Below are 22459 nucleotides of genomic sequence, written 5' to 3'. Positions count from 1 at the left end.
CCGCAAAATTCCGCGGGCGGGCGAGATGTGTTGTAGCATCTTTCCGGTAAACAATTCTGCAAGCCTATAGAAATTGGAGGCGGGGTCACATGAGTGCAATCGACCAGGAAGTTGCGAGTTTTTACGACAGGGTGCTCGAGCGAAACGCGGGAGAACCCGAGTTCCACCAAGCAGTTGCCGAGGTGCTCGACTCGCTGAAGATCGTCCTGGAAAAAGACCCGCACTACGCCGACTACGGCCTCATCGAGCGCCTCTGCGAGCCGGAGCGTCAGATCATCTTCCGCGTCCCGTGGATCGACGATGACAACAACGTGCGCGTCAACCGTGGCTTCCGTGTCCAGTTCAACTCCGCACTTGGCCCCTACAAGGGCGGTCTGCGATTCCACCCGAGCGTGAACCTGGGCATCATCAAATTCCTTGGCTTTGAACAGATCTTCAAAAACTCGCTCACCGGTCTGCCCATCGGCGGCGGCAAAGGCGGGTCCGACTTCGACCCGAAGGGCAAGTCCGACGCCGAAATCATGCGCTTCTGCCAATCCTTCATGACTGAACTGTGGCGCCACATCGGCGAATACCGCGACGTCCCCGCGGGTGACATCGGCGTGGGTGGGCGCGAAATCGGCTTCCTGTTTGGCCAGTACCGCCGCCTGGTGGACCAGCACGAGTCGGGCGTGCTCACCGGTAAGGGGCTGACATGGGGTGGCTCCCTCGTGCGCAAGGAAGCCACGGGCTACGGCGCTGTGTACTTCACCGACGAAATGATGCGTACCAACGGCGAATCCATTGACGGTGCACGCGTGATTGTCTCCGGCTCCGGCAACGTTGCCACCTATGCGATCAAGAAGGCGCAGGCGCTTGGTGCAACTGTCGTTGGCTTCTCCGACTCCTCCGGTTGGGTGGAGACCCCGAATGGGGTTGATACTGAGCTCCTGATCGACATCAAGGAAAACCGTCGCGGACGCGTTTCCGACTATGTCGCAGAAGCCACCGGGGCGACCTACCACACCGACGGCTCCATTTGGGACCTCGAAGCTGACGTGGCGTTGCCGTGCGCAACCCAAAATGAGCTCAACGGCGAGCATGCCCAACGCCTCGTCGACAACGGTGTGAAGTACGTCGCGGAGGGCGCCAATATGCCGTCCACGCACGAAGCGACCGAGGTCTTCCGGGCTAATAAGGTCTCTTTCGGCCCAGGTAAAGCGGCTAATGCCGGTGGTGTTGCTACCTCTGCCCTGGAGATGCAGCAAAACGCTTCCCGTGACTCCTGGTCCTTCGAATACACCGACGACCGTCTGCAGCGCATCATGTCCAACATCTTCAAGACCGCGGCACGAACCGCAGAGCAATATGACCGCGCGGGCGACTATGTTGTGGGCGCAAATATCGCTGGGTTTAAAAAGGTTGCCGACGCGATTCTGGCGCAAGGCGTGATTTAGAGCTTCATCCAGTACGCTGTGCAACTATGTACCGCGTTTTTGAAGCCCTCGATGAGTTAGTGCAGACGATGGAGCAGGCCTACGGCGTGCCGATGACCTCCAACTGCATGGTGCCCCGTAATGAGATGCTCGCTCTTCTCGACGACCTCCGCAACGCCCTGCCTGGCGATCTAGACGATGCTCAGGATGTTCTGGACAAGCAGGACGAAATCCTGCGCGGGGCCCAGGAACGCGCCGACGTTCTCGTTGGCGACGCCGAAGAGGACGCCCGTCGCATCGTTTCCGACGCCCAAGCCGAATCGGAGACGGTGCTGTCGGACGCCCAGGACCACGCAACTCGACTCGTCTCGGGCGCCGAGGAAGAGTCGAACATGATGATCACCCGCGCTCGCGACATTGCAGAAACCACCATCAACAGTGCTCAGCGCGAAGCCGATCACCTTGTGGAAACCGGCAACGAGGAATACCAGCGCTCCGTCGACCAGGGCCTGAAGGAGCAGAAGCGCTTGATCTCCGAGTCTGAGGTCATGCGTCGCGCAGACGAAGAGGCGCACCGCCTCGTCGAAGACGCACACGCTGAATCCTCCCGCCTGCGCGCAGAGTGCGACGACTATGTCGACTCCAAGCTCGCAGAGTTCGAGGAGACCCTCAACACCGTGCTGCGCACTGTCTCCACCGACCGCTCCGCGCTGCGTCGTGGGGCGGGCGTCTCCGGTGCAGACCGCGCTCGCCGTGGCCAGGGTGAAGCCGACGAGTACTAGCAAGGGAAGCGATTCGTTGTAGTCTGAAAGGGCTATGGCTAACAATCCTTTCGTATTTGATGTTTCCGGCGTCCTCAAAGGCGACGGACTGCCGGAAACCCTGACGCAGACGGGGCCATCCCCGTCGCGTATCGGCCCGGAAATGATCGCTATTCCTGAAGGCCGAGAGGTCAAGATAGAAGCCACCCTGACCCCACTTGGCTCCGGCATCATGGTCGATGCGACCCTGACTGCTGAGTTCTTAGGTGAGTGTGTGCGCTGCCTTAAAGAACTGACCCCCACCGAAACGCTGCAGATCTCCGAAGTGTTTTCCACTTCAGATGATTTCATCACCGGAGACGCAGAGGAAGAAGAAGACCGTGGCTCGGGGGACGAAATTGCCCGTGTCGAAGGCGATACTGTCGACCTAGAGCAAGCGTTTGTGAACGAAGCTGGGCTTAACCTGCCGTTCAACCCGACCTGCCAGCCAGAATGCGCCGGCGATACCGACGTTCCCGTGCCGGACGGTGTATCGGGCGAAGAAAACAACCTCGTCGACCCACGTTGGGCAGATCTGGAGAAGTTCCTGTGAGCCGTTCACGCAGGAAACCCGCCAACGCCGAACAGGCATGGGAAGACGCCTATGGGGCAGTAGACCATGCGCCACTGCTGGAAAAACTGGGCGTCAACATCGAGCGCGACAATCTCAAACTTGCGCTGACTCACCGCTCGTTCGCCAACGAACACAACCAACTGCCCAACAACGAGCGACTCGAGTTCGTCGGCGACGCCATCTTAGGTCTGACCGTGGCAACTAAGCTCTTTGAGCTTTACCCGTCGCGTCCCGAGTCCGATCTTTCTCCAATGCGCGCAGCGATTGTGTCGCGTTACGGCTTGTCCGACATCGCCCGTGAGATCAACCTCGGCCAGCACGTTCTCATTGGCAAAGGTGAAGAACTGACTGGTGGGCGCGATAAAGAGTCGATTCTTGCCGACACAACAGAGGCTGTGCTCGGCGCGATATATCTCGAGCATGGATTCGCGACTGCCCGCGACGTGATCCTGCGGCTTTTTGACGAGAAACTGCGTCACGCCACGGTAAGCAAAAAGAACAAGGACTGGAAGACCGCACTGCAAGTTCGTGTGGCAGAACTGAAGCTCCCTGTTGCAGAGTATCGCTCTGAGGCGACCGGTCCGGACCACGAGCAAACCTTCCACGCCGAAACGCTGATCAACGGTGTCGTGCGAGGTAAGGGCGTGGGGCCGAACAAGAAACTCGCGGAGCAGGAAGCGGCCCAACAAGCACTGGTATACCTGCGCGACCACGCTGCCGAGGCCACCCTGGGACATGCCTGAACTGCCAGAAGTTGAGGTGGTCCGCCGGGGGCTCCAACAACACATAGTCGGCCTCACGTTCGGCCGCGTCGAAGTGCTTCACCCACGTGCATCGCGTGGCAACGAAGTTGATCTTGAGCGTGTGCTGCCGGGACGTACCGTCGTGGATACGGGCCGACAGGGCAAGTACTTGTGGCTACTGCTGGACAATGGGGCAGCGGTGCTGGTGCATTTGAGGATGAGTGGACAGATGCTCGTCGCAAAGCATGGCGAAGTGACATCGCCGCATTTGCGAATTCGCGCAGACATGGGCACATGTGAGCTGTGTTTCGTCGACCAGCGCACGTTCGGATTCTGGCAATACACCGACCTCGTCGACGGGGTGCCTCGTCCTGCGGGCCATATTGCGCCGGACCCTTTCGAGGATGCATTTGATGTGCGAGAGACAGCGCGCGCGATGCGCCGAAAAAATTCGGCTCTGAAAACGGTGCTGCTCAACCAAGAAATCGTCAGTGGAATCGGCTCGATCTACGCCGATGAAGCAATGTGGTCTGCAAACCTCAAACCCTGGCGTAAAGCGCGCACCATGCGACAACGCGACGCCGAAGCAGTGCTTGAGGCATCGCGTGACGTAATGGCCCGGGCGCTCGAGCAAGGCGGAACGAGCTTCGATGCCCTCTATGTCAACGTCAACGGAGCCTCCGGATACTTCGCACGCTCTCTCAATGCATACGGTCAAGCCGGAAAACCCTGTGCGCGATGCGGAACGGAGATCGCCCGCACCGTGATCAACGGCCGTTCCAGTTATTACTGCCCGGTTTGCCAAGTGCTCTAGGTTAGAAGACATGGTTGATCAGCAGACGTTCAAAGTCGCGATGTCCCAGGTTGCCGCTGCAGTTGCCATTGTGACGACAGGGACGCAAGCATCGGCACACGGCACAACGGTCAGCGCATTCATGTCACTTTCTCTCGAACCACCGATGGTGCTGGTCTCGCTAGACCAGAAGTCATCGCTGCTCGCAAGGTTGGAGATCGGCTCACCGATCGGTATCAACGTGCTGTCCACCGAACAGAACGAGTTGGCGCGCAGGTTCGCTGACAAGCTCGAGGATCGTTTCGCGGGGGTGGATTGGCGCATTGCCGACGGCGCACCGAAACTTGCCGGCGACCACACCTGGATCGCCGGCAACGTTAGCCGCATCATCGAAGCAGGGGACCACTTCCTCGTCTTGGTTGACGTCACTGCCACCGAAGTTACCGCAAACTGCCCGCTGCTGTACTGGCAACGCGAGTTTGGCACCCACGGGCCAATCCAACCCGGAGAGGTACAGACCAAATCCATAGAGGGGTAGTGCGCTCGATCACGTTGGGTAATTGAGACAACCCAGGGATAAGCTGCCCGCCATGGATTCAGCTACCTCATTTGTCGAGGGATCGCTCAATGGCGTGATTTGGAGCCTCGTACCGTGGTTCCTCGTTGCTGCCGGCATCTACTTCGGCTTGCGCACATTATTCGTTCAAATCCGCATGTTCCCGGACATGCTCAAAGCCGTTGCAGAAACCCCGAAGGGCAAAGACCGCGAAGGTCGAGACCTCGATGAAGAGTACGGTGGCTTGTCGGCCTTCAAGGCTTTCACCATCTCTGCCGCCTCTCGTGTCGGCACCGGCAACATCGCCGGTGTCGCACTGGCAATCTCCATCGGTGGCCCGGGTGCGGTGTTCTGGATGTGGATGCTCGCCTTGCTCGGTGGTGCGACCGCATTCGTCGAATCCACGCTGGCCCAGCTGTGGAAAACCAAGGACAGCGACGGCAACTACCACGGCGGTCCGGCCTACTACATGACCCGCGGCCTTGGATGGAAGCCACTCGCGGTGCTGTTCTCTGCCTTCCTCGCCATCACTTACGGCTTTGTGTACAACGCCATCCAAACCAACTCCATCGCTGAAGCGGTTTCCGGCTCGTTGGGCAACGACTCTGTCGCTGTGAAAACCATCGTGGCTGGTGTCGTCGCCGCACTCACCGCGCTCATCATCTTCGGTGGCGTTACCCGCATTGCATCTTGGACCCAGGTGATCGTTCCGTTCATGGCCGGTGCCTACATCTTGATTGGCCTCGCAGTGCTGGTGATCAATTGGCGCGAGATCCCAGGCATGTTCGAACTCATCGTTGGCCACGCTCTCGGCCTCAAGCAGGTTGCGGGCGCGACCGTTGGCGCAGCCTTCGCACACGGTATGCGTCGTGGTTTGTTCTCCAACGAGGCAGGCATGGGTTCGGCACCAAATGCTGCCGCGACTGCGACCGTGTCTCACCCCGTTAAGCAGGGACTTGTGCAGGCCCTCGGCGTGTACTTTGACACCCTGCTCGTGTGCTCCATCACCGCGTTTGTTGTACTGCTCGGCCCCGCAATCACCTATGGCCGCGATGACATCCAGGGTGCCTCGCTGACGCAGTCTGCACTCGCCGATTCTGTCGGCGCCTGGGGCGCACACGCCATCACATGCATCCTGTTCTTCCTGGCGTTTTCTTCCGTGATCGGTAACTACTACTTGGCGCAAGCTAATTTGCAGTACCTCACCGACTCCAAGTCCGCGTTGACCACGTTCCGCATTGTTGTTCTCGGCTTCGTCATCTTCGGTGCGTTCGGATCTGTGCCGCTCGTTTGGGCCCTCGGCGACACGATGGCCGGTCTTCTGGCGCTTTTCAACATCATCGCAATCGTTCCGCTCGGCGGGGTAGCGCTGAAGCTGCTGAAGAACTACAACGAACAGCGTCGCCGAGGAGAAGACCCTGTCTTCCACCGCGACATGCTGCCGGAAGTCAAGAACGTTGAGTTCTGGGACGGCTCCGACCCCGTCACCCGACGCAGCGCAGACGACCGCATCTAAGTTGTATTCTCGGGCGGTATGGCTGAGAAACGCATGACCGCCCACGTCCACGGCGAAGTCCAGGGGGTTGGGTTTCGCTGGTGGACACGCTCCCGCGCCCTCGAACTTGGGCTTGCGGGATACGCCAAGAACCTTGCAGATGGCCGCGTTGAAGTGGTTGCGGAGGGGGAGCAGGGTGGCGTCGAAAAGCTTGAAAAGCTCTTGCGGGAAACACCCTCTGGTTCGGGGCGCCCTGGGCGCGTGAACCATGTGCAAGCCCAGTACAGCGCACCGAAGGGTGCGGTAGGGTTCGACGAACGCTAAAAGCCGCGCCCGAGCGGGTAATATTGCGCGAATGCACCTGAAATCGCTGACGCTCAAAGGATTTAAGTCTTTCGCGTCCGCGACAACCATGAAATTCGAACCGGGCATTTGCGCCGTCGTCGGGCCGAACGGCTCGGGAAAATCCAACGTCGTCGATGCACTCGCGTGGGTGATGGGCGAGCAAGGTGCGAAAAACCTGCGTGGCGGGAAGATGGAAGACGTCATCTTCGCCGGTGCCGGCGGGCGCAAACCACTCGGACGTGCCGAAGTCACGCTTACTTTCGACAACACCGACAAACGATTGCCCATCGACTACACCGATGTAGCAATCACTCGCCGCATGTTCCGCGACGGTGCGTCCGAATACGAAATCAACGGCTCCAAAGCACGTCTCATGGACATTCAGGAGCTGCTGTCCGACTCCGGTATCGGCCGCGAAATGCACATCATTGTCGGCCAGGGCAAACTCTCCGAAATCCTTGATTCGCGCCCTGAAGAACGTCGCGCGTTTATCGAAGAAGCCGCTGGTGTACTGAAGCACCGTCGTCGTAAAGAGAAGGCACAGCGCAAACTTGTCGGCATGCAGGCGAACCTGGATCGCCTCACCGACCTCACCGACGAACTGGGCAAGCAACTCAAACCGTTGGCGCGGCAGGCAGAAGCCGCGAAGCGTGGGGCGGCGGTGCAGGCCGAACTGCGCGACGCCAAACTCAAACTCGCAGGTGACCAAGTCGTGCGTTTGCGAGCGAAGCTTTCCGACGCCGCCCGCGCCGCCGAACTCCTCGAAGAACAGGTAGAAACCGTTACCGCGCAACTCGAGCAATACACCGAAGCGCAGGAGAGCATCGAAGCACAGCAGCAGGAAGTACAGCCCAAAGCACAAGAAGCACAGCAGGTGTGGTTTGCGCTATCGACGCTGGCGGAACGGGCGAGTGCTACGGAACGCATCGCATCGGAGCGTGCTCGGAGCCACAACGCCGATGTTGCCTATGCCGGGCAAGACCCGGAAGACCTCGAAGCACGGGCACGGATTGCCGACGAACGCTACGCGGAAGCCGTCGAAGCAGCCGAAGAAGCAGCAGAACAGCTGGAAACGGTACGAGAAGAAGCCGCGGAACGACAGGAAGCTTTCGATGAAGCTGAGCGCGAACACATGGCGCAGGTGCGTGCGATCGCGGACCGTCGCGAAGGCGTAGTGCGACTGCTTGCTCAAGAAGAATCGCAGGCGCAAGCGGTTGAAGCTGCTGAGGAGGAGATTCGGCGTTTCGACGAGACGCTTCAAGAAACCCGTGAACGTGCACGCCAAGCTGACGCTGAGGTTGTGTCCGTTGAGGAACGCATCGCGGCGTTTCAGGCGGAACGCGCTCCACTCGACGCCGCATTCGCCCGCGCCCACACCGAATCTGACGCTGCAGAGAAGCGCCTAGAGCAACTTCGTGCTGAGCAGCGCGAACACGAACGCAACGTAGCAACGCTTGAATCGCGCATTGCAACGCTGTCTGAGCAGACGCCGAAAATGGATGCCGCCGAATTGCTCGACGGTTTCTCACCGCTAGCGGGTTTGCTGACTACAGAGGCAGGTTTGGAAACGGCGCTTGCGGCGGCCCTCGGCGACTATGCCGAAGCGCTCGCAGGTGATGTGTCCGACGAGACCGTGTCGCGGTTGGGGAATGCGAGTCGTACGGTGGTCGTCGATACACGAGGCGGCTCGACATGGCGCCTGGAGACCGACGTTGAGGTGGACTGGCTGCTCGACCACGTTACGCTGGACGATGCAGTGGCTGGTCCGGTGACACGTTTGCTCGCTGACACTGTGGTCGCAAAAAATGTTGAGCTGGCTCGTGCCGTCGTCGAACAAGACCCGAGATTACGAGCCGTCACACACGACGGCGTACTTGTCGGCGAAGGCTGGATCGCAGCCGGCTCCGGGCAAGCAACCACGGTTGAAGTCTCCGCCCGCATCGAGGCTGCTCGCGTGGAACTTGAAACGGCCCGCCAACAACTCAGCGAACTCGCAGGCACGTTTGAAGGTGCGAAGGTTGCGGCGGAAGAAGCCCGAGTCAACGCCGCGTCGGCGCGTGCGTCTCTTCGAGAGCACGACACCGAACTCGAAGCCTGGCGACGCGATCGCACCCGCTTGGTCAAGCAAGCTGAAGCGAACAAGTCGGAGCACGAACGAGCTGCGCAGCGCGCCAACGAAGCTGACGCACGGCTTGCGCAACGCCGCACCGAACTGGAAGAAACTCGCGACCGCCTCACCCGAGTGGACACGGACGTATCCGCCTCACCCGAGGAGCCGTCATCTGCCGAACGCGACGCTGCCCGAAACGCGCTAAACCACATCAAATCCATGGAAATGGAGGCCGTTCTCGCCGCGCGTACTGCACAACAGCGGGCAGAGGCGGAAGTGGGCAAGGGAGACGCGCTACGCCGCCAAGCCGAGCAAGAACGTCAGGCGAAAGCCCGCCATGACGCTGCGATGGCAAGGCGTCGAGCAGAGGCAGAGCTAGCGGGGGTCGTCGAGAAGCACGCGCGCGACCTTGCCGCCCGAATCGAGGACGCGTTGGCACGCGCGACGGCGCAACGCGATGAGCTCTCCGCCCAGACGGCGAGCCTGCAGGGACAGTTGCAGCAAGCTCGTCAGCAGGTCAATGCCACGCGCCAACAATTGTCTCGATTGACCGACAACGCACACGCATCCGATATTGCCCGCTCGCAAGCACAGGTGCGTATCGACGAAGCCGAAGCCAACATCACCTCCACCCTGGGCATCGCCGTAGCCGATCTGCTTGATGGGTACACCCCAGGTGAGGACTTTGACCGCGAAGCAGAAGAGAAACGTCTCAAGCGGGCAGAAAAGGATCTGCGCGCGCTGGGTAAGGTCAACCCGCTGGCATTGGAGGAATACAAGGCGTTGGAGGAGCGGTATTCGTTTCTTTCTACGCAGCTTGATGATGTTATTCAGGCACGCAAAGACCTCACTGGTGTGATCGAGGACGTTGACGCACAGATCTTGCAGTTGTTCACCGATGCCTGGACGGATGTGGAGGCCGAGTTCCCGCGAGTGTTCCAGACGCTCTTCCCGGGTGGTGAGGCGCGCTTGGTGCTCACCGAGCCAGACGACATGTTGGCCACCGGCATTGAAATTGAGGCCCGGCCACCGGGGAAGCGTGTCAAGCGGCTTTCGCTGCTTTCCGGTGGTGAAAAATCGCTGACAGCCTTGGCGTTTCTTGTCGCTATCTTCCGTGCGCGTCCAAGTCCGTTTTATGTGCTCGACGAAGTTGAGGCGGCGCTCGACGACGTCAACCTGCGCCGGCTCATTGCCCTTCTGGAGGAACTCCGTCAGGATTCGCAGCTCATTGTGATCACGCACCAGAAGCCAACGATGGATGTTGCGAACGTGCTTTATGGCGTGACTATGCGTGGCGATGGCGTCACTCGAGTGCTGTCTCAACGCATGCAACCTGCCGGTGCAGCGCCTGGGGTGTAGCACCTGGGGCGTAGCACAGCGCAAGATGGCTACCCGGTGTCCGGTGCGAACAGGGGTGGATCTGTTCCCGGTAGTTCTTGGTCGTCGAAACTTGGGTGTTTGTCCCGAATTTTTCGTTTATGCCGCTGACCGGGTGACTGTTCGAACTGCCATGTGCTGGTCGTGGTCGGTGGCCCGCCGTCGGCTGGATGGTGGGTGATGTCCCAAGTGTCGGGGTCTTTTTCGAAGTGACCCTTACCACCGGCTCCGTCTCTGTTGTCGTTGTTGCATCTGTGGTGTTCGCGACATAGCAGTATCAGGTTATTGAGGTCAGTGACACCTCCGTGGAGGTAGGACTGCAGGTGGTGGGCTTCGAGTTCGACGCCAGGTTTGGTGCACCCGTTCCAGGCGCAGACACCTTGGGTAGCGAGTAGGACGAGGCGCTGTTCAATCGACGCGAGGCGGGCGCGTCCGAGTGATAGTGGCACACCGGTTGCAGAGTCGAGTTGGAGAGCAAAAGTGTCTCCTGCTAAGCCCAGGTGAAGAATGTCGAGGGCAGTGAGATCCACACTGGTATTGGTGGAAAAGCGTGTTTGCCAATCAGCACCGACCAGATCTTCCAGGGTCAGTGTCACCACAACGGTTCCGATGCCGCGGTCGCGCGTGATACGTGCCTGGGAGTAGTTATCCAGGATGTGCATGAGTTGGTCGAAGCGGCGTTGTTGTTTCGTGCGGGTGTCTTTGGAGCCGTCGGGTAGGTGAGAGCCGGGGGCTTCTCCGGCGGCGAGGGCTGCTTCGAATTTTGCGCGTGATGCGGCGTCAAGGTAGAGCCGGGCGTAGGAGCCGCCGTCTGCATCAGTGGGTCCGAAGGAGATGCCTCGTTTTTTAAACGCAGCTAGGGGGTCCTTTTTCTTTTCGTAGTCCAGCCCCGCGCGGTTGGCTTTGCGGACGAGGTCGGTGACGAACTTCCGGAGCTCTTCGGGGGTCATGCGTGCTGCGGCTTCCATGGCTTGGGAGTAGCACTCGAGGTAGCCCGGGTTGGCGTGTTCGTTGAGGTCCTTGAGCGCGTTGGAGATAATGCGCTTCTTTTCTTCGGAGGCTTTCTTTTCTCGTGCAGCCTTGCGGGCGCGTTCCTGGGCTTTCTTTTCTTGTTCTTTGCGTCGTTGTGCTTCTTCTTCTGCGGCTCGCTTTTCCTCTTCGGTTTGTTCCGGGTTAGTTGGTGGGACTGGGATGTCGGGCTCGCCGAAGAGGCGCTTGCCGTGGTTGAGGAGGTCGAACGCCTGGGCACGGGAGAGGCCGAGGCGTTGCGTGAGGTATTCCACGGGATGGTTGGCGCCGACCAGGGATCCGGCATTGTCCCTTGTGCAGAGATGTGCGAAGGCGGCGTTGACGTTTCCGAGCAGTGGCAATGAGCCGTGTAGCCGCTCTATTGCTTGGTGGGTGCCGAGGAGGTGGAGGGAGTCGGGTTCCATCATGAGGTTGGACAGCGCTTCTAGTCCAGCGGTGATCTGGTTGACGTGTTGGTCGATGATGGTTGTCATGGGTCCCCCTCTCGGCTACGTGTGCTGCTAACTGAGTTGAAAATGAAGCTACAGACCAGGCCGACACGATCGCCACGCATTCGAACACCCGTTCGTATGGATGGGCCTGACCTGCAGCGTTGATTCGTCGATAAGCAATGTGTCTATTGCTGTTCCACCTTGTGTCGTGGCGGCTGGCACACTAGAACGCATGAATACCACTGAGTTGATGAACTCCCCGGCCCTTTGGGTGGCGGTTGCGGTCGTCGTTGCCGTGCTGATCATCGTGGGCATCGTCGTTGCGGGGAAGAAGCGCAAGGAGTCGAAGACCGTTTCGTTTGAGAAGCCGGAGGAGCCGAAGGAGCTCACTCAGCAGGAGAAATCCGGCAATTATCAGGCGAAGGGCGGTTTCAATTTCGCACCGGCGGATGCTCAGCCGAAGCAGCCGGAGCCGATTCGTCGTGACCAGCCGGTTCTGCCGGTAGTCGAGCCTGAAAAGGCCGAGCAGGAGCCGAAGACTGTTATCGAGAAAGCAGTTGCGCCTGATGAAGAGCCATTGCTTGTCGACGACACCACCAGCACGGAGGTAGATCAGCCAGAGCCGTCCGAGCGGCCTGTGGAGGAGCCTGTCGTTGAAGAATGTGCCGTGCCAGAACCGGAGCCGGCACCAGAACCTGAGCCGGTAGCAGAGCCGAAGCCAGCTCCAGAACCGGAGCCGGAACCTGCTGTCGATGAGGCAGAAACCCCTGAGGCCGAATCGGAAACGCCCGATGCGCCAGACACACCAGACACGGCGGAGGCAGAGGAGGCTGCTGCGGCTGCTGTAGTGGCTCAAGAGGGTGCTGAAGAGGCGCTCCAGGATGGCGCTGAGGTTTCCGATGAGGCTGTCGTTGTTGAGGCCCCCGCGAGCGAACCGATCGATGACATCGCTCCAGCAGCAGGTCGCATGGGCAAGCTTCGTGGCCGCCTTTCCCGTTCTCAGAACGCCATCGGCCAGGGTCTGCTTGGCATTCTTTCCGCTGGCGATCTGGACGAGGACGCGTGGGAGGAGATTGAAGACACGCTGATCTTGGCCGATATCGGTGCGGGTCTGACGATGAAGATCACGGACAACCTGCGCGAGAAGATCGCTGAGCGTGGTGTGGAAAACGAAGCGCAGGCTCGTGCGATGCTGCGCGAAACTCTGATTGAGGCTGCCCGTCCGGAGCTCGACCGTTCGATTAAGGCGATGCCGAATGACGGCAAACCGGCCGTGATCTTGGTTGTCGGTGTCAACGGCACCGGTAAGACGACGACTACCGGCAAGCTTGCTCGTGTGCTCGTGTCTATGGGGCACTCGGTGGTGCTTGGTGCTGCGGATACGTTCCGCGCGGCGGCTGCGGACCAGTTGGAGACCTGGGGCAAGCGCGTCGGCGCTTCCACGGTTCGTGGCAAGGAGGGTGCGGACCCGGCTTCGGTGGCCTTCGATGCTGTGGCAACTGGTGTTGACGAGGGTGCTGATGTGGTGCTCGTCGATACGGCGGGCCGCCTGCACACCTCCACGGGTCTGATGGATCAGCTGGGCAAGGTCAAGCGCGTCGTGGAGAAGAAGAGCAACGTCGATGAGGTGTTGCTGGTGCTCGACGCGACGGTGGGGCAGAACGGCATTGCGCAGGCGCGTGTCTTCCGTGAGGTTGTTGACATCACGGGTGTGGTGCTGACCAAGCTCGACGGCACCGCCAAGGGCGGTATCGTTTTCCAGGTTCAGGAGGAACTTGGTGTGCCGGTAAAGCTGGTTGGTCTTGGTGAGGGCGCGGACGATCTTGCGCCGTTTGAGGTTGAGAGTTTCGTCGACGCTCTTCTCGGCTAAGCGCTTGCTTGTCGACGACCCCGCGCCCCCGGTGATGTGCCCATCACCCGGGGCGCGCGCTAGTCTTGTGGGGATTCTTTTCCGCTAGAAGCAAAAGGGAGCGTGCACACCGTGTTCGAGTCACTGTCCGACCGCCTCCAATCAGCCCTGGGTGGTCTGCGAGGCAAGGGCAAGCTCACCGAGGAGGATATTAACGCCACGGCTCGCGAGATTCGTATCGCGTTGCTGGAGGCGGACGTGTCGCTTCCGGTTGTGCGTGCGTTTATTAAGCGCGTCAAGGAGCGTGCCCTCGGTGCCGATGTTTCGGCAGCGCTGAATCCGGCGCAGCAGGTCATCAAGATTGTTGATGAGGAACTGACAAACATTCTCGGCGGTGAGACTCGCCGGTTGAATTTGGCGAAGAACCCGCCGACCGTGATTATGCTCGCCGGTCTGCAAGGTGCTGGTAAGACCACCCTGGCAGGTAAGTTGGCTAAGCACTTGGCTAAGCAGGGCCACACCCCGATGTTGGTGGCGTGTGACTTGCAGCGTCCGGGTGCGGTGCAGCAGCTTCAGATTGTTGGTGAGCGCGCTGGTGTGCCGACGTTTGCCCCGGATCCGGGTACGTCCATCGACTCGTATGAGCACGAGATGGGCACCTCGCACGGTGATCCGGTTGCGGTGGCGCAGCAGGGTATTGAGCACGCCAAGCAGAACAAAAACGATGTGGTCATCATCGATACTGCGGGCCGCCTCGGTATCGATGAGACCCTGATGACTCAGGCCCGCAACATCCGTGATGCAGTGAATCCGGATGAGGTCATTTTCGTTATTGATGCGATGATCGGTCAGGATGCGGTGTCTACCGCCGAGGCGTTCGCTGCTGGCGTCGACTTCACTGGTGTTGCACTGACCAAACTTGATGGCGACGCCCGTGGCGGTGCCGCGCTGTCCATCCGTGAGGTCACGGGCAAGCCGATTCTGTTTGCGTCGTCTGGCGAGAAGCTCGACGACTTCGACGTGTTCCACCCGGACCGCATGTCCAGCCGTATTCTCGGCATGGGTGATCTGCTGTCGCTGATTGAGCAGGCTGAGCAGACTTATAACGAGCAGGACGCTGAGGCAGCCGCAACCAAGTTGGCTTCCGGCGAACTCACACTGGAGGACTTCCTCGACCAGTTGCTCATGATTCGTCGCATGGGGCCGATTGGCAACCTGCTCAAGATGATGCCTGGCGGCAAGCAGATGAACCAGATGGCGGACATGGTCGACGAGAAGCAGCTCGACCGTATCCAGGCCATCATTCGCGGTATGACTCCTCAGGAGCGCCAGGATCCGAAGATTTTGAACGCATCGCGCCGCAAGCGCATCGCTAACGGTTCCGGTGTGAAGGTCTCGGATGTGAACCAGTTGGTGGAGCGCTTCTTCGAGGCGAAGAAGATGATGGGGCAGATGGCCAGCCAGTTCGGCTTGCCGGGTATGCCTGGCATGGGCCGAAGCGCTACCAAGAAGAAGCCGAAGGGGCGCCGGGGCAAGAACGGCAAGCGCAAGCCGGTGAAGCGCGGTGGAAATCAGGGCATGCCGAAGATGCCAGGGATGCCAGGAATGCCAGGAATGCCGGGCATGGGTGGCGGTATGCCGGATATGAAGGATTTGGAAAAGTTGCAGAGCCAGCTTCCTGCGGGCATGCAGGGCATGGATCTCAACAACCTCGATTTCAACGAGGCGATGAAGCGTATGCAGAAGGGGAAGTTCTTCTAGCGCGCAGCGCGCCGCAGCGCGAACGCTTCACAGATCAAAGGGGGGAGAGGCCAGCACTTTAGAGGGTGTTGGCCTCTTCGCCATCTTGGGCAGAGTCGGTGGCGGTTTCGGGGGCCAGCGTGGTGTCGTCGATAAGCCCAAGCTTGTTGAAGATCGGGGTGAGCTCTTCCCACATCAATGGGGCGAGCGATTCGGCGTACGCGTTGGAGATGTGATTCTGGTCGCGGTAGATGTAAATGTTGCCGATCTGCGGCGGGCAGATGCCGTCGATGCAGTACCAGCTGGCGGTGTCGATTTCCCACTGGTTGTAGCCGCCGTCGAGGAAGTACTTCGCAGGGTCTTCAGGGGAGTAGACCACGTGTGCGTCCATGGAGCAGTCGGCTTCGGAGTATCCGGCTACGAGGCACAGGTTGGGGTCCATTGGGTCGCCGTCGGGGTTGAACATCCATGGGTTGTCGCGCAGGCCGACGAATGGGATGCCGTATTCAGCGAGGCGTTGCCAGAAGTTTGCGTATGCGTCAGGCACGTAGTCCTGAAAGGCGATGCCACCGCCTGCGTGACCTGCGGGGCGTGTGGAGGTGGAGATCACCATGGCAGGGTTGAGTTCGACGAGTTCTGCGAACGCGTTCTCGCCCCATTCTGCGCATTCTGGCGAGACAATGTCGGCGTTGGCGGGGTCCCAGGGGCCTCCGACGACGAGTGGGCATTCTTGGCGCACGAATGTTGCAACTTTGAAGCCGTGGCGTTTGCCAAGGATGTCCAGTGGGATGCCGAATGGTTCGATGTGGGAGCCGCCGACCAGTGCGATGGTGGTGTCGGCTTCCAGGTCACCGTATACGCAGTGAGGTCCCGGCATGATGTCTGGGCCTTCGGGGAGGAAGACCATGCAGTTGTCCAGTCCGATTGGTGGGTAGATGCCTGCAACCAGGTTCGGGTCTGGTCGGGCTTCGACGTCGGGGACTTCGGCGCCGGCGAGTGCGAGTGCGCCTGGGTAGATGGCGGGGTCGAGGGGTTTGTCGGCGTCGTCGATACGATCGTTCCAGATTGGCTGGATGGCAAGTGCTGCGGCAAACAAAGCGGCGGTGAGCACACCACCCGTTGCGCGGAATTTTCCGGGCCACGTGCGTAGCGACGACCCCGCGTCGCGCACCGGCGTATCCATGGCACGCGGGCGCGCACGATGCTGGCGTAGTGGATCTTCCACCAGCATGTGGGTGATGTGTGCGAGGGCGAGGGACACGGCGATGACACATGCGCCGAGCCATGCTGGGGGAACGGCGTATCCGCCGAGGGCGGTGACGATGATCAAAAGCGGCCAGTGCCAAAGGTAGAGCGAGTAAGCGATCTTGCCCAGCCAGGTCATGGGTGCAGATGCCAGCACGCCGGAGACAGCGTTGCTGTTGCCTGACAGGATGACCAGTGCGGCACCGGTCAGTGGCAGCAGTGTGAGGGGGCCGGGGAATGCGAGCGACGTTGGGATAACGATGCCGGTGATGGTGATCATTGCGACGCCGAGTAGCGCAGTGAACCAGGCGAAACGCTGTGGGAAGAATCGCTCGGCTGGTACGAAGGCGAGCAGTGCGCCGAGGGAGAGTTCCCATGCGCGAGAGAACGTGGAGTAGTAGTTGGCGCCGGTGCCGACGAAACCGAAGCGGGAGGCCCAGGCGAAGGAGGCGATAGTGATGAGCGCCAGCACCCCGATAGCTACGCGCCGTGCCCAGACAGGGTTGGCTTTGAGCTTCGATACCGCAAAGGCCAGCAGGGTGCCCATGAGGATGCCGAAGATGTAGAACTGGCCCTGGACCGACATTGACCACAAGTGCTGTAGCGGGGATGTTTCCTGGCTTGCTGCAGCGTAGTCGGCATTTTGGGCGATGAGTTCCCAGTTTTGGTAGTACAGCATCGACGCTGTGACTTGGCTCGCGAGCTGCTGGCTCATCAGTTCTGGCGTAAACGCGAGAACGAGAAGGACAACGCTAACGATGACAAGTGCGAGCGCCGGTACGAGTCGGCGGATGGTGCGCCACAGGGGCCACCACGGGTTCAGGTTTGGGTTCGGACGCAGGGCGTATCGCAGTTGCCCGCCAAGGAAAAAGTAACCGGACAGCAGCAGGAAGACGTCGACGCCACCAGAGACACGTCCGACGAAGACGTGGAACAGGACGACGAGTGCGATGGCGTATCCACGCAGCCCATCGAGGTCGACGCGGTATGCGGTCGAGCCTTTTGTCGACTGTGCCGATTGTCCTGCCATCGTGTCCAACCTTGTCAACTACTTCTATTTCGTTACAGGCGACGTGTATTGCAGCTGGCAATGCGCGTCGCAATCGGTAAAGACCATACAGTCTGAACTTTGCATGACCGAACCAGCCACACCGGGGCATTGCAAGGCATTGCCGTGCGGGAGTTTGGTGTCTTGGGGTTTAGCCCGTAAGGTGTCAAAGGTTGTCTGACGTCATTGTTGGCGTTTGGCACGACAAGTCTATAACTGCGTACGCGCCGGATCCGTCTGGATCCTTCCCAGGTTGCCTGGGAGGGGATGGTCGACCGGCCAGGCACGCGCAGGGTAAATAAGAAGGGTTGAACCGGCTCGTCGAGAAGCGGCGGGTGTCTGCACTGCCCAGTGACCTAAAGGAAGTACACCATGGCTGTCAAGATCAAGCTGCAGCGCGTTGGCAAGATCCGCAACGCTCAGTACCGTGTCGTCATCGCTGATGCTCGCACCCGTCGTGACGGTGCTGTCATCGAGAACATCGGCATCTACCACCCGAAGGAAGAGCCGTCGCTCATCCGCATCGATTCCGAGCGCGCTCAGTACTGGCTGGGTGTCGGCGCACAGCCGACCGAGCCGGTGCTCGCGCTGCTGAAGGTGACCGGCGACTGGCAGAAGCACAAGGGCCTCGACGGTGCTGAGGGCACCCTCAAGGTTGCTGAGGAGAAGCCGTCCAAGCTCGACCTGTTCAACCAGGCTCTGGAAGAGGCTAAGAACGGCCCGACCGCTGAGGCGATCACCGAGAAGCGCAAGAAGGCTAAGGAAGACGCTGAGGCTAAGGCAGCTGCTGAGGCTGCAGCTGCCGCAGAGACCGAGGCTGCAGAGGCCGAGGGCGAGGCTGCTGAGGCTGAGTCCGAGGAGGCTCCGGCCGAGGAGGCATAAGCCTTTCGCTTATCGACGACACCCCGCACCGCACACTTTTCGTGCCGGTGCGGGGTTTTTCGTGCTGCAGCTTTGCAAAACTTGCGTACGGTTGGGCATGTAGACATTTCCTAATCGAAAGGGGAGCGGATCATGGCTCGTACGTTTTTGGTGACTGGTGGCGCGGGCGGCATTGGCAAGGCGACTGCGGAGTTGCTTACTTCTCGCGGCCACAAGGTGATTACTGCCGATATTGCGAATGCGGATATCAATGCGGATCTCACAACTGTTGAGGGCCGACAGGCACTCGTCGATGAGGCAACCAAGCTTTCCGAAGGAAAGCTCGACGGCGTCATTGCGAATGCAGGTATGCAGGCGCCGACGCCGAAGACCGCGCAGGTGAACTACTTCGGCGCGGTGGCAACGCTTGAGGGGCTTCGTCCGCTTTTGGAGAAGTCGGATGCGCCGCGCGCTGTGGTGACGGCGTCGATCGCATCACTGCAGCCGGCTGACGATCAGCTCATTGAGGCGATGCTTGCTGGTGATGAGGAAGCCACTGTCAAGCGCGGTCAGGAACTTGCTGACCAGGGCCCCGAGGTTGCATACCTTAACTACTCGTCCTCTAAGCAGGCCATTGCTCGTTGGGTGCGCAAGAACGCGATCTCCGAGGAGTGGGCTGGCAAGGGCATTGCGCTGAACGCTATTGCGCCGGCCGTTGTGATTTCCCCGATGACTGAAGAGCTGCGCAACACCGACGAAGGTCGTGCGCAGTTGGCACAGGTGCCGATGCCGCTGAACGGTTGGATGCCGGCAGAGGCTGCGGCCAGCTTCATTGCATGGCTGACCAGTGAGGAGAATACCCACCTGTGCGGCCAGGTTGTCTTTATCGACGGCGGCTTCGACGCCACAGTTCGTGGCGACAAGGTCTGGTAGGCCGACAAGGGCAATTTGTGGGGCTGCTACCGTAGCCGATTATGGAGCTCAACATTGGCCGCGTCGTGAAGTCGCATGGCGTGAAGGGTGAGGTAGCAGTCGAGCTACTCGCCGACGAGTCTGAAGACCACATTGTTGTCGGCGAGGTGCTCACTGGCCGCCAGGCTGGCAAGGAACAGCACTTGACTGTGAAGACGGTTCGGCCTCATCAGAAGCGCCTCCTCGTCAGTTTTGAGGAGGTGCCAGACCGCACTGCCGCGGACAGTCTGCGTGGCATGAAGTTTTTTGCAGAACCTCTGGAGCGCGACGAGGATTCCGACGAGTACTACAACCACGAACTCATCGGGTTGAAGGTCCGCCATGACGGCGATGAAGTTGGCGAGGTTACTGGCGTGATGGATGCGCCGAATCGCAAGATTCTGGAGATCGACTATCGCGGCAAGGAAGTCCTCGTGCCCTTCGTTATGGAGTTTGTGCCGGATATTGACCTCGCTGATGGCTACCTGGTGATTACGCCGCCGGAGGGACTGCTTGATGTCTAACCCGAAGCCGGTGCTTCGCCTCGATGTCGTCACCATTTTCCCGGAGTACTTGGACCCGTTGCGCCACGCGCTGCTGGGCAAGGCGATTGAGCAGGGCATCCTGTCTGTCGGAGTGCATGACCTGCGTGATTGGGCGACGGGTAACCACAAGTCGGTAGACGCACCCCCTCTGGGCGGTGGTCCTGGCATGGTGATGAAGCCGGAAGTGTGGGGGCCGGCGCTCGACGATATCGCTGCGGGACGCACAGGCACGGAGCTGGACTCGGCGGCCAAGCACCGGAATGACAAGTTGCGTCACGACGATGTCGCAAACGTTGCACCACGCCCTTACGAATCCCCAGTGGCAGGCGATGACGCCTCAAAGCCGCTGTTGCTCGTTCCCACACCGGCCGGAAAGCCATTTACGCAGGCGGATGCCCGTGCCTGGTCGCGCGAGGAACACATTGTGTTCGCTTGCGGGCGCTACGAGGGAATCGACCAGCGTGTCTTCGAGGATGCGAAGCAGCGCTACCGGGTGCGTGAGGTGTCCATTGGTGACTATGTACTCATTGGTGGCGAGGTCGCCGTGCTAGTCATCGCGGAGGCAGTCACCCGGTTGATCCCCGGAGTGCTTGGCAACACTGAAAGCCACGAGGAGGACAGCTTCTCGGATGGGTTGCTTGAGGGGCCGAGTTACACAAAACCACGAGTATGGCGGGGGATCGAGGCTCCGGAGGTGCTTACCTCTGGCGACCACAAGAAGGTTGAAGCGTGGCGCCGTGAGCAGTCGCTGAAACGCACCCGTGCCGTCAGGCCCGAATTGCTCGAACAGGTGGAGCTCAGTGAAGAGGACCGGTTCATGCTGGATTCGCGTGAGGTTGTGTCGGTGTTCGAGGTGGGCGGACAGCGGGTCGTCGCAAAGCAACTGCGACGGGCGCTGAAACAGGCAGGCTACCGCGCGGAGACGATCGAGCGGAACGAAACGACGCTTACGGTAAAAGGGCGAACCGCGCTGTCGCTGGAGGATGCGACGCAAGCGGTTGCGGATGCGTTGCCGAAGGGCACGCAGTGGAGCGGGTACACGGCAGGGTAATGCCTGCTGAGGTGGTGAAAATCACCCCACAATAATTTAAAGGTCAGATCATTGTTCGCTTAGAGTTGGGTGTGTTACACGCGTTGCAAAACGAAAGGACACCCATGCTCGCGTCAGTGCTCGACCCCGCTTCGGGGCTCGCAATTGTCCTTCAAATCGCCATCATTCTTGGTGCTCTTCTGCTCGGTACGCGTTACGGGGGCCTTGGGCTTGGTCTGATCTCTGGCATCGGCCTTATGCTCATGGTCTTCGTCTTCGGTCTGGAGCCGGGCGAACCACCGGTGGGCGTTATGCTCACCATCATCGCAGTCATCGGCTGTGCGGCGACCCTCCAACAATCGCGCGGATTGGAGGTGATGATGCAGCAAGCCGAGAAGCTCCTTCGCGCCCACCCGGAACGCATCACCTTGCTGGCTCCGGTGACCACATGGTTCCTCACTGTGCTGTGCGGTACCGGCCACGTGGTCTACACCATGTTCCCGATTATCGAAGACATCGCGGTGAAGAAGGGAATTCGCCCGGAGCGTCCCATGGCGGTTGCTTCTACTTCGGCGCAGATGGGTATTACTGCCTCGCCGGTGTCGGTTGCCACCGTGTCGCTCGCGTCGATTTTGGCGGAGAACGCCGGAGTGATCGATAAGGCGTATTCGATCCCGCAGATTCTTATGGTTGCCATTCCGGCTTCGCTTTCCGGTGTCATCCTGGCCGCGCTGTGGTCGCTGCGTCGCGGCAAGGACCTGGACAAGGACCCGGTGTTCCAGGAGCGTATGCAAGATCCGGCGTTTGCGGAGTCCATCAAGCAGTCCAGCCACTCGCTTTTGGGTGAGGTCTTTCCAAAGTCCGCCCGCAACGCGGTGTGGATCTTCCTCGGTGCGATCGCGTTCGTGGTTGTTCTCGGTGCGTTTGAGGGCCTACGTCCCGCGTTCGACGACGGCGACGGTGGCATGAAACCGCTGTCCATGAACCTCGCCATCCAGATGGTGATGCTCTTTGCCGGTGCGATCATCTTGCTGTTCTGCAAGGTAGATCACAAGAAGATCGCCTCGACACCGGTGTTCAAGGCAGGCATGACCGCGGTGTTCTCCGTGTTTGGCGTGGCCTGGATGGCGGATACGTTCTTCGCGGCGCACATCGACCAGCTCGAATCCAGCCTCGGTTCCATTGTGGAGACTGCCCCGTGGGCGTACGCCATCGTGTTGCTGATTGTGTCCAAGTTGGTGAACTCCCAGGCTGCGGCGCTGGTCGCCATCGCCCCGATCGGGCTTGCCTTGGGCATCGACCCGAAGGTCATTGTCGGCTTCTACGGCGCGGCGTATGGCTACTGGATCCTGCCCACCTACCCGTCCGACCTGGCTTGCATCGGTTTTGACCGCACTGGCACCACCCGAATTGGCAAGTTCGTGATCAACCACTCGTTCCTGATTCCGGGTGCGATCTCGGTGTTCACTTCGTGCGTGGTGGGCTCGATTCTGGCGCAGGTGCTGCTGTAAAGCTGGCACAA

General features: G+C 60.1%; 18 protein-coding genes. 16 read left to right on the top strand and 2 right to left on the bottom strand.

Annotation, left to right across the window (positions count from 1 at the left end; translation table 11 throughout):
- Positions 1-89 precede the first annotated feature (89 nt).
- Genes gdhA through smc form a run of 9 tightly spaced genes read left to right on the top strand, consistent with a single transcriptional unit; the run spans position 90 to position 10190 of the window.
- Positions 90-1436, top strand: coding sequence for an NADP-specific glutamate dehydrogenase (gdhA, locus tag HMPREF2656_RS08250; protein ID WP_070816307.1), 1347 nt, complete (start codon positions 90-92; stop codon positions 1434-1436).
- Positions 1437-1462: 26 nt separating this feature from the next.
- Positions 1463-2197 (top strand): DivIVA domain-containing protein, encoded by a 735-nt coding sequence (locus tag HMPREF2656_RS08245; RefSeq protein ID WP_070422240.1) that lies wholly within the window; start codon positions 1463-1465, stop codon positions 2195-2197.
- Between the two features lie 34 nt (positions 2198-2231).
- Entirely contained in the window at positions 2232-2768 is a 537-nt protein-coding gene (locus HMPREF2656_RS08240; protein ID WP_070816306.1) for a YceD family protein, read from the top strand.
- The gene (gene rnc / locus HMPREF2656_RS08235; RefSeq protein WP_070450962.1) at positions 2765-3532 is read left to right on the top strand and encodes a ribonuclease III; all 768 of its coding nucleotides are present in this window, start codon (positions 2765-2767) and stop codon (positions 3530-3532) included. Before HMPREF2656_RS08240 ends, rnc begins: the two co-directional genes overlap by 4 nt.
- On the top strand, positions 3525-4346 hold the full coding sequence (gene mutM / locus HMPREF2656_RS08230; RefSeq protein ID WP_070816305.1) for a bifunctional DNA-formamidopyrimidine glycosylase/DNA-(apurinic or apyrimidinic site) lyase: 822 nt from the start codon (positions 3525-3527) through the stop codon (positions 4344-4346). Before rnc ends, mutM begins: the two co-directional genes overlap by 8 nt.
- Before the next feature lie 10 nt (positions 4347-4356).
- Positions 4357-4863 (top strand): flavin reductase family protein, encoded by a 507-nt coding sequence (locus tag HMPREF2656_RS08225; RefSeq protein WP_070422244.1) that lies wholly within the window; start codon positions 4357-4359, stop codon positions 4861-4863.
- Between the two features lie 52 nt (positions 4864-4915).
- Positions 4916-6397, top strand: coding sequence for an alanine/glycine:cation symporter family protein (locus tag HMPREF2656_RS08220; RefSeq protein ID WP_070422245.1), 1482 nt, complete (start codon positions 4916-4918; stop codon positions 6395-6397).
- Between the two features lie 18 nt (positions 6398-6415).
- On the top strand, positions 6416-6700 hold the full coding sequence (locus HMPREF2656_RS08215; RefSeq protein WP_070422246.1) for an acylphosphatase: 285 nt from the start codon (positions 6416-6418) through the stop codon (positions 6698-6700).
- Positions 6701-6731: 31 nt separating this feature from the next.
- Complete coding sequence (smc, locus tag HMPREF2656_RS08210; RefSeq protein ID WP_070816304.1) at positions 6732-10190, top strand: chromosome segregation protein SMC; 3459 nt, start codon at positions 6732-6734, stop codon at positions 10188-10190.
- Between the two features lie 29 nt (positions 10191-10219).
- Here the strand turns inward: smc and HMPREF2656_RS08205 are convergent, their stop codons facing one another.
- Positions 10220-11710, bottom strand: coding sequence for an HNH endonuclease signature motif containing protein (locus HMPREF2656_RS08205; protein WP_070816303.1), 1491 nt, complete (start codon positions 11708-11710; stop codon positions 10220-10222).
- A 190-nt stretch (positions 11711-11900) separates the two neighbouring features.
- On the opposite strand from HMPREF2656_RS08205, the gene ftsY reads away from it, so the two are divergent.
- Both ftsY and ffh read left to right on the top strand, forming a co-directional pair.
- The gene (gene ftsY / locus HMPREF2656_RS08200) at positions 11901-13538 is read left to right on the top strand and encodes a signal recognition particle-docking protein FtsY (RefSeq protein ID WP_246818859.1); all 1638 of its coding nucleotides are present in this window, start codon (positions 11901-11903) and stop codon (positions 13536-13538) included.
- A gap of 111 nt (positions 13539-13649) precedes the next feature.
- Positions 13650-15278, top strand: a complete 1629-nt coding sequence (ffh, locus tag HMPREF2656_RS08195; protein WP_070422388.1) for a signal recognition particle protein — start codon at positions 13650-13652, stop codon at positions 15276-15278.
- Positions 15279-15336: 58 nt separating this feature from the next.
- On the opposite strand, the gene HMPREF2656_RS08190 is transcribed toward ffh, so the two are convergent.
- Complete coding sequence (locus tag HMPREF2656_RS08190; RefSeq protein WP_070816302.1) at positions 15337-17532, bottom strand: acyltransferase family protein; 2196 nt, start codon at positions 17530-17532, stop codon at positions 15337-15339.
- 390 nt (positions 17533-17922) lie between these two features.
- Here HMPREF2656_RS08190 and rpsP point away from each other — a divergent pair, with 390 nt between their 5' ends.
- From rpsP to HMPREF2656_RS08165, 5 genes are all read left to right on the top strand, one after another.
- A complete protein-coding gene (gene rpsP, locus HMPREF2656_RS08185) occupies positions 17923-18432 on the top strand; it encodes a 30S ribosomal protein S16 (protein ID WP_070816301.1) in 510 nt (169 codons plus the stop codon).
- 132 nt (positions 18433-18564) lie between these two features.
- Positions 18565-19344 carry an SDR family NAD(P)-dependent oxidoreductase gene (locus HMPREF2656_RS08180; protein WP_070450976.1) on the top strand — a complete coding sequence of 260 codons (780 nt, stop codon included), beginning with the start codon at positions 18565-18567 and terminating at the stop codon, positions 19342-19344.
- A 41-nt stretch (positions 19345-19385) separates the two neighbouring features.
- Positions 19386-19886, top strand: a complete 501-nt coding sequence (gene rimM, locus HMPREF2656_RS08175) for a ribosome maturation factor RimM (RefSeq protein ID WP_070614563.1) — start codon at positions 19386-19388, stop codon at positions 19884-19886.
- Positions 19879-20958, top strand: coding sequence for a tRNA (guanosine(37)-N1)-methyltransferase TrmD (gene trmD, locus HMPREF2656_RS08170; RefSeq protein ID WP_070483908.1), 1080 nt, complete (start codon positions 19879-19881; stop codon positions 20956-20958). The genes rimM and trmD overlap by 8 nt, the downstream gene beginning before the upstream one ends.
- 104 nt (positions 20959-21062) lie before the next feature.
- Complete coding sequence (locus tag HMPREF2656_RS08165) at positions 21063-22448, top strand: anaerobic C4-dicarboxylate transporter (RefSeq protein WP_070816300.1); 1386 nt, start codon at positions 21063-21065, stop codon at positions 22446-22448.
- The last annotated feature ends 11 nt before the right edge of the window (positions 22449-22459 follow it).

This window comes from Corynebacterium sp. HMSC034B08, assembly GCF_001835805.1.
GTDB lineage: Bacteria > Actinomycetota > Actinomycetes > Mycobacteriales > Mycobacteriaceae > Corynebacterium > Corynebacterium coyleae.
The sequence above is the reverse complement of the archived record's forward strand: the minus strand, read 5'-3'. Positions and strand labels throughout refer to the sequence as shown.

Coding starts and splice junctions, on each gene's coding strand:
- gdhA (WP_070816307.1), top strand. CDS start 90: ATGAGTGCAATCGACCAGGAAGTTGCGAGTTTTTACGACAGGGTGCTC.
- HMPREF2656_RS08245 (WP_070422240.1), top strand. CDS start 1,463: ATGTACCGCGTTTTTGAAGCCCTCGATGAGTTAGTGCAGACGATGGAG.
- HMPREF2656_RS08240 (WP_070816306.1), top strand. CDS start 2,232: ATGGCTAACAATCCTTTCGTATTTGATGTTTCCGGCGTCCTCAAAGGC.
- mutM (WP_070816305.1), top strand. CDS start 3,525: ATGCCTGAACTGCCAGAAGTTGAGGTGGTCCGCCGGGGGCTCCAACAA.
- HMPREF2656_RS08225 (WP_070422244.1), top strand. CDS start 4,357: ATGGTTGATCAGCAGACGTTCAAAGTCGCGATGTCCCAGGTTGCCGCT.
- HMPREF2656_RS08220 (WP_070422245.1), top strand. CDS start 4,916: ATGGATTCAGCTACCTCATTTGTCGAGGGATCGCTCAATGGCGTGATT.
- HMPREF2656_RS08215 (WP_070422246.1), top strand. CDS start 6,416: ATGGCTGAGAAACGCATGACCGCCCACGTCCACGGCGAAGTCCAGGGG.
- smc (WP_070816304.1), top strand. CDS start 6,732: ATGCACCTGAAATCGCTGACGCTCAAAGGATTTAAGTCTTTCGCGTCC.
- HMPREF2656_RS08205 (WP_070816303.1), bottom strand. CDS start 11,710: ATGACAACCATCATCGACCAACACGTCAACCAGATCACCGCTGGACTA.
- ftsY (WP_246818859.1), top strand. CDS start 11,901: ATGAATACCACTGAGTTGATGAACTCCCCGGCCCTTTGGGTGGCGGTT.
- HMPREF2656_RS08190 (WP_070816302.1), bottom strand. CDS start 17,532: ATGGCAGGACAATCGGCACAGTCGACAAAAGGCTCGACCGCATACCGC.
- rpsP (WP_070816301.1), top strand. CDS start 17,923: ATGGCTGTCAAGATCAAGCTGCAGCGCGTTGGCAAGATCCGCAACGCT.
- HMPREF2656_RS08180 (WP_070450976.1), top strand. CDS start 18,565: ATGGCTCGTACGTTTTTGGTGACTGGTGGCGCGGGCGGCATTGGCAAG.
- rimM (WP_070614563.1), top strand. CDS start 19,386: ATGGAGCTCAACATTGGCCGCGTCGTGAAGTCGCATGGCGTGAAGGGT.
- trmD (WP_070483908.1), top strand. CDS start 19,879: ATGTCTAACCCGAAGCCGGTGCTTCGCCTCGATGTCGTCACCATTTTC.
- HMPREF2656_RS08165 (WP_070816300.1), top strand. CDS start 21,063: ATGCTCGCGTCAGTGCTCGACCCCGCTTCGGGGCTCGCAATTGTCCTT.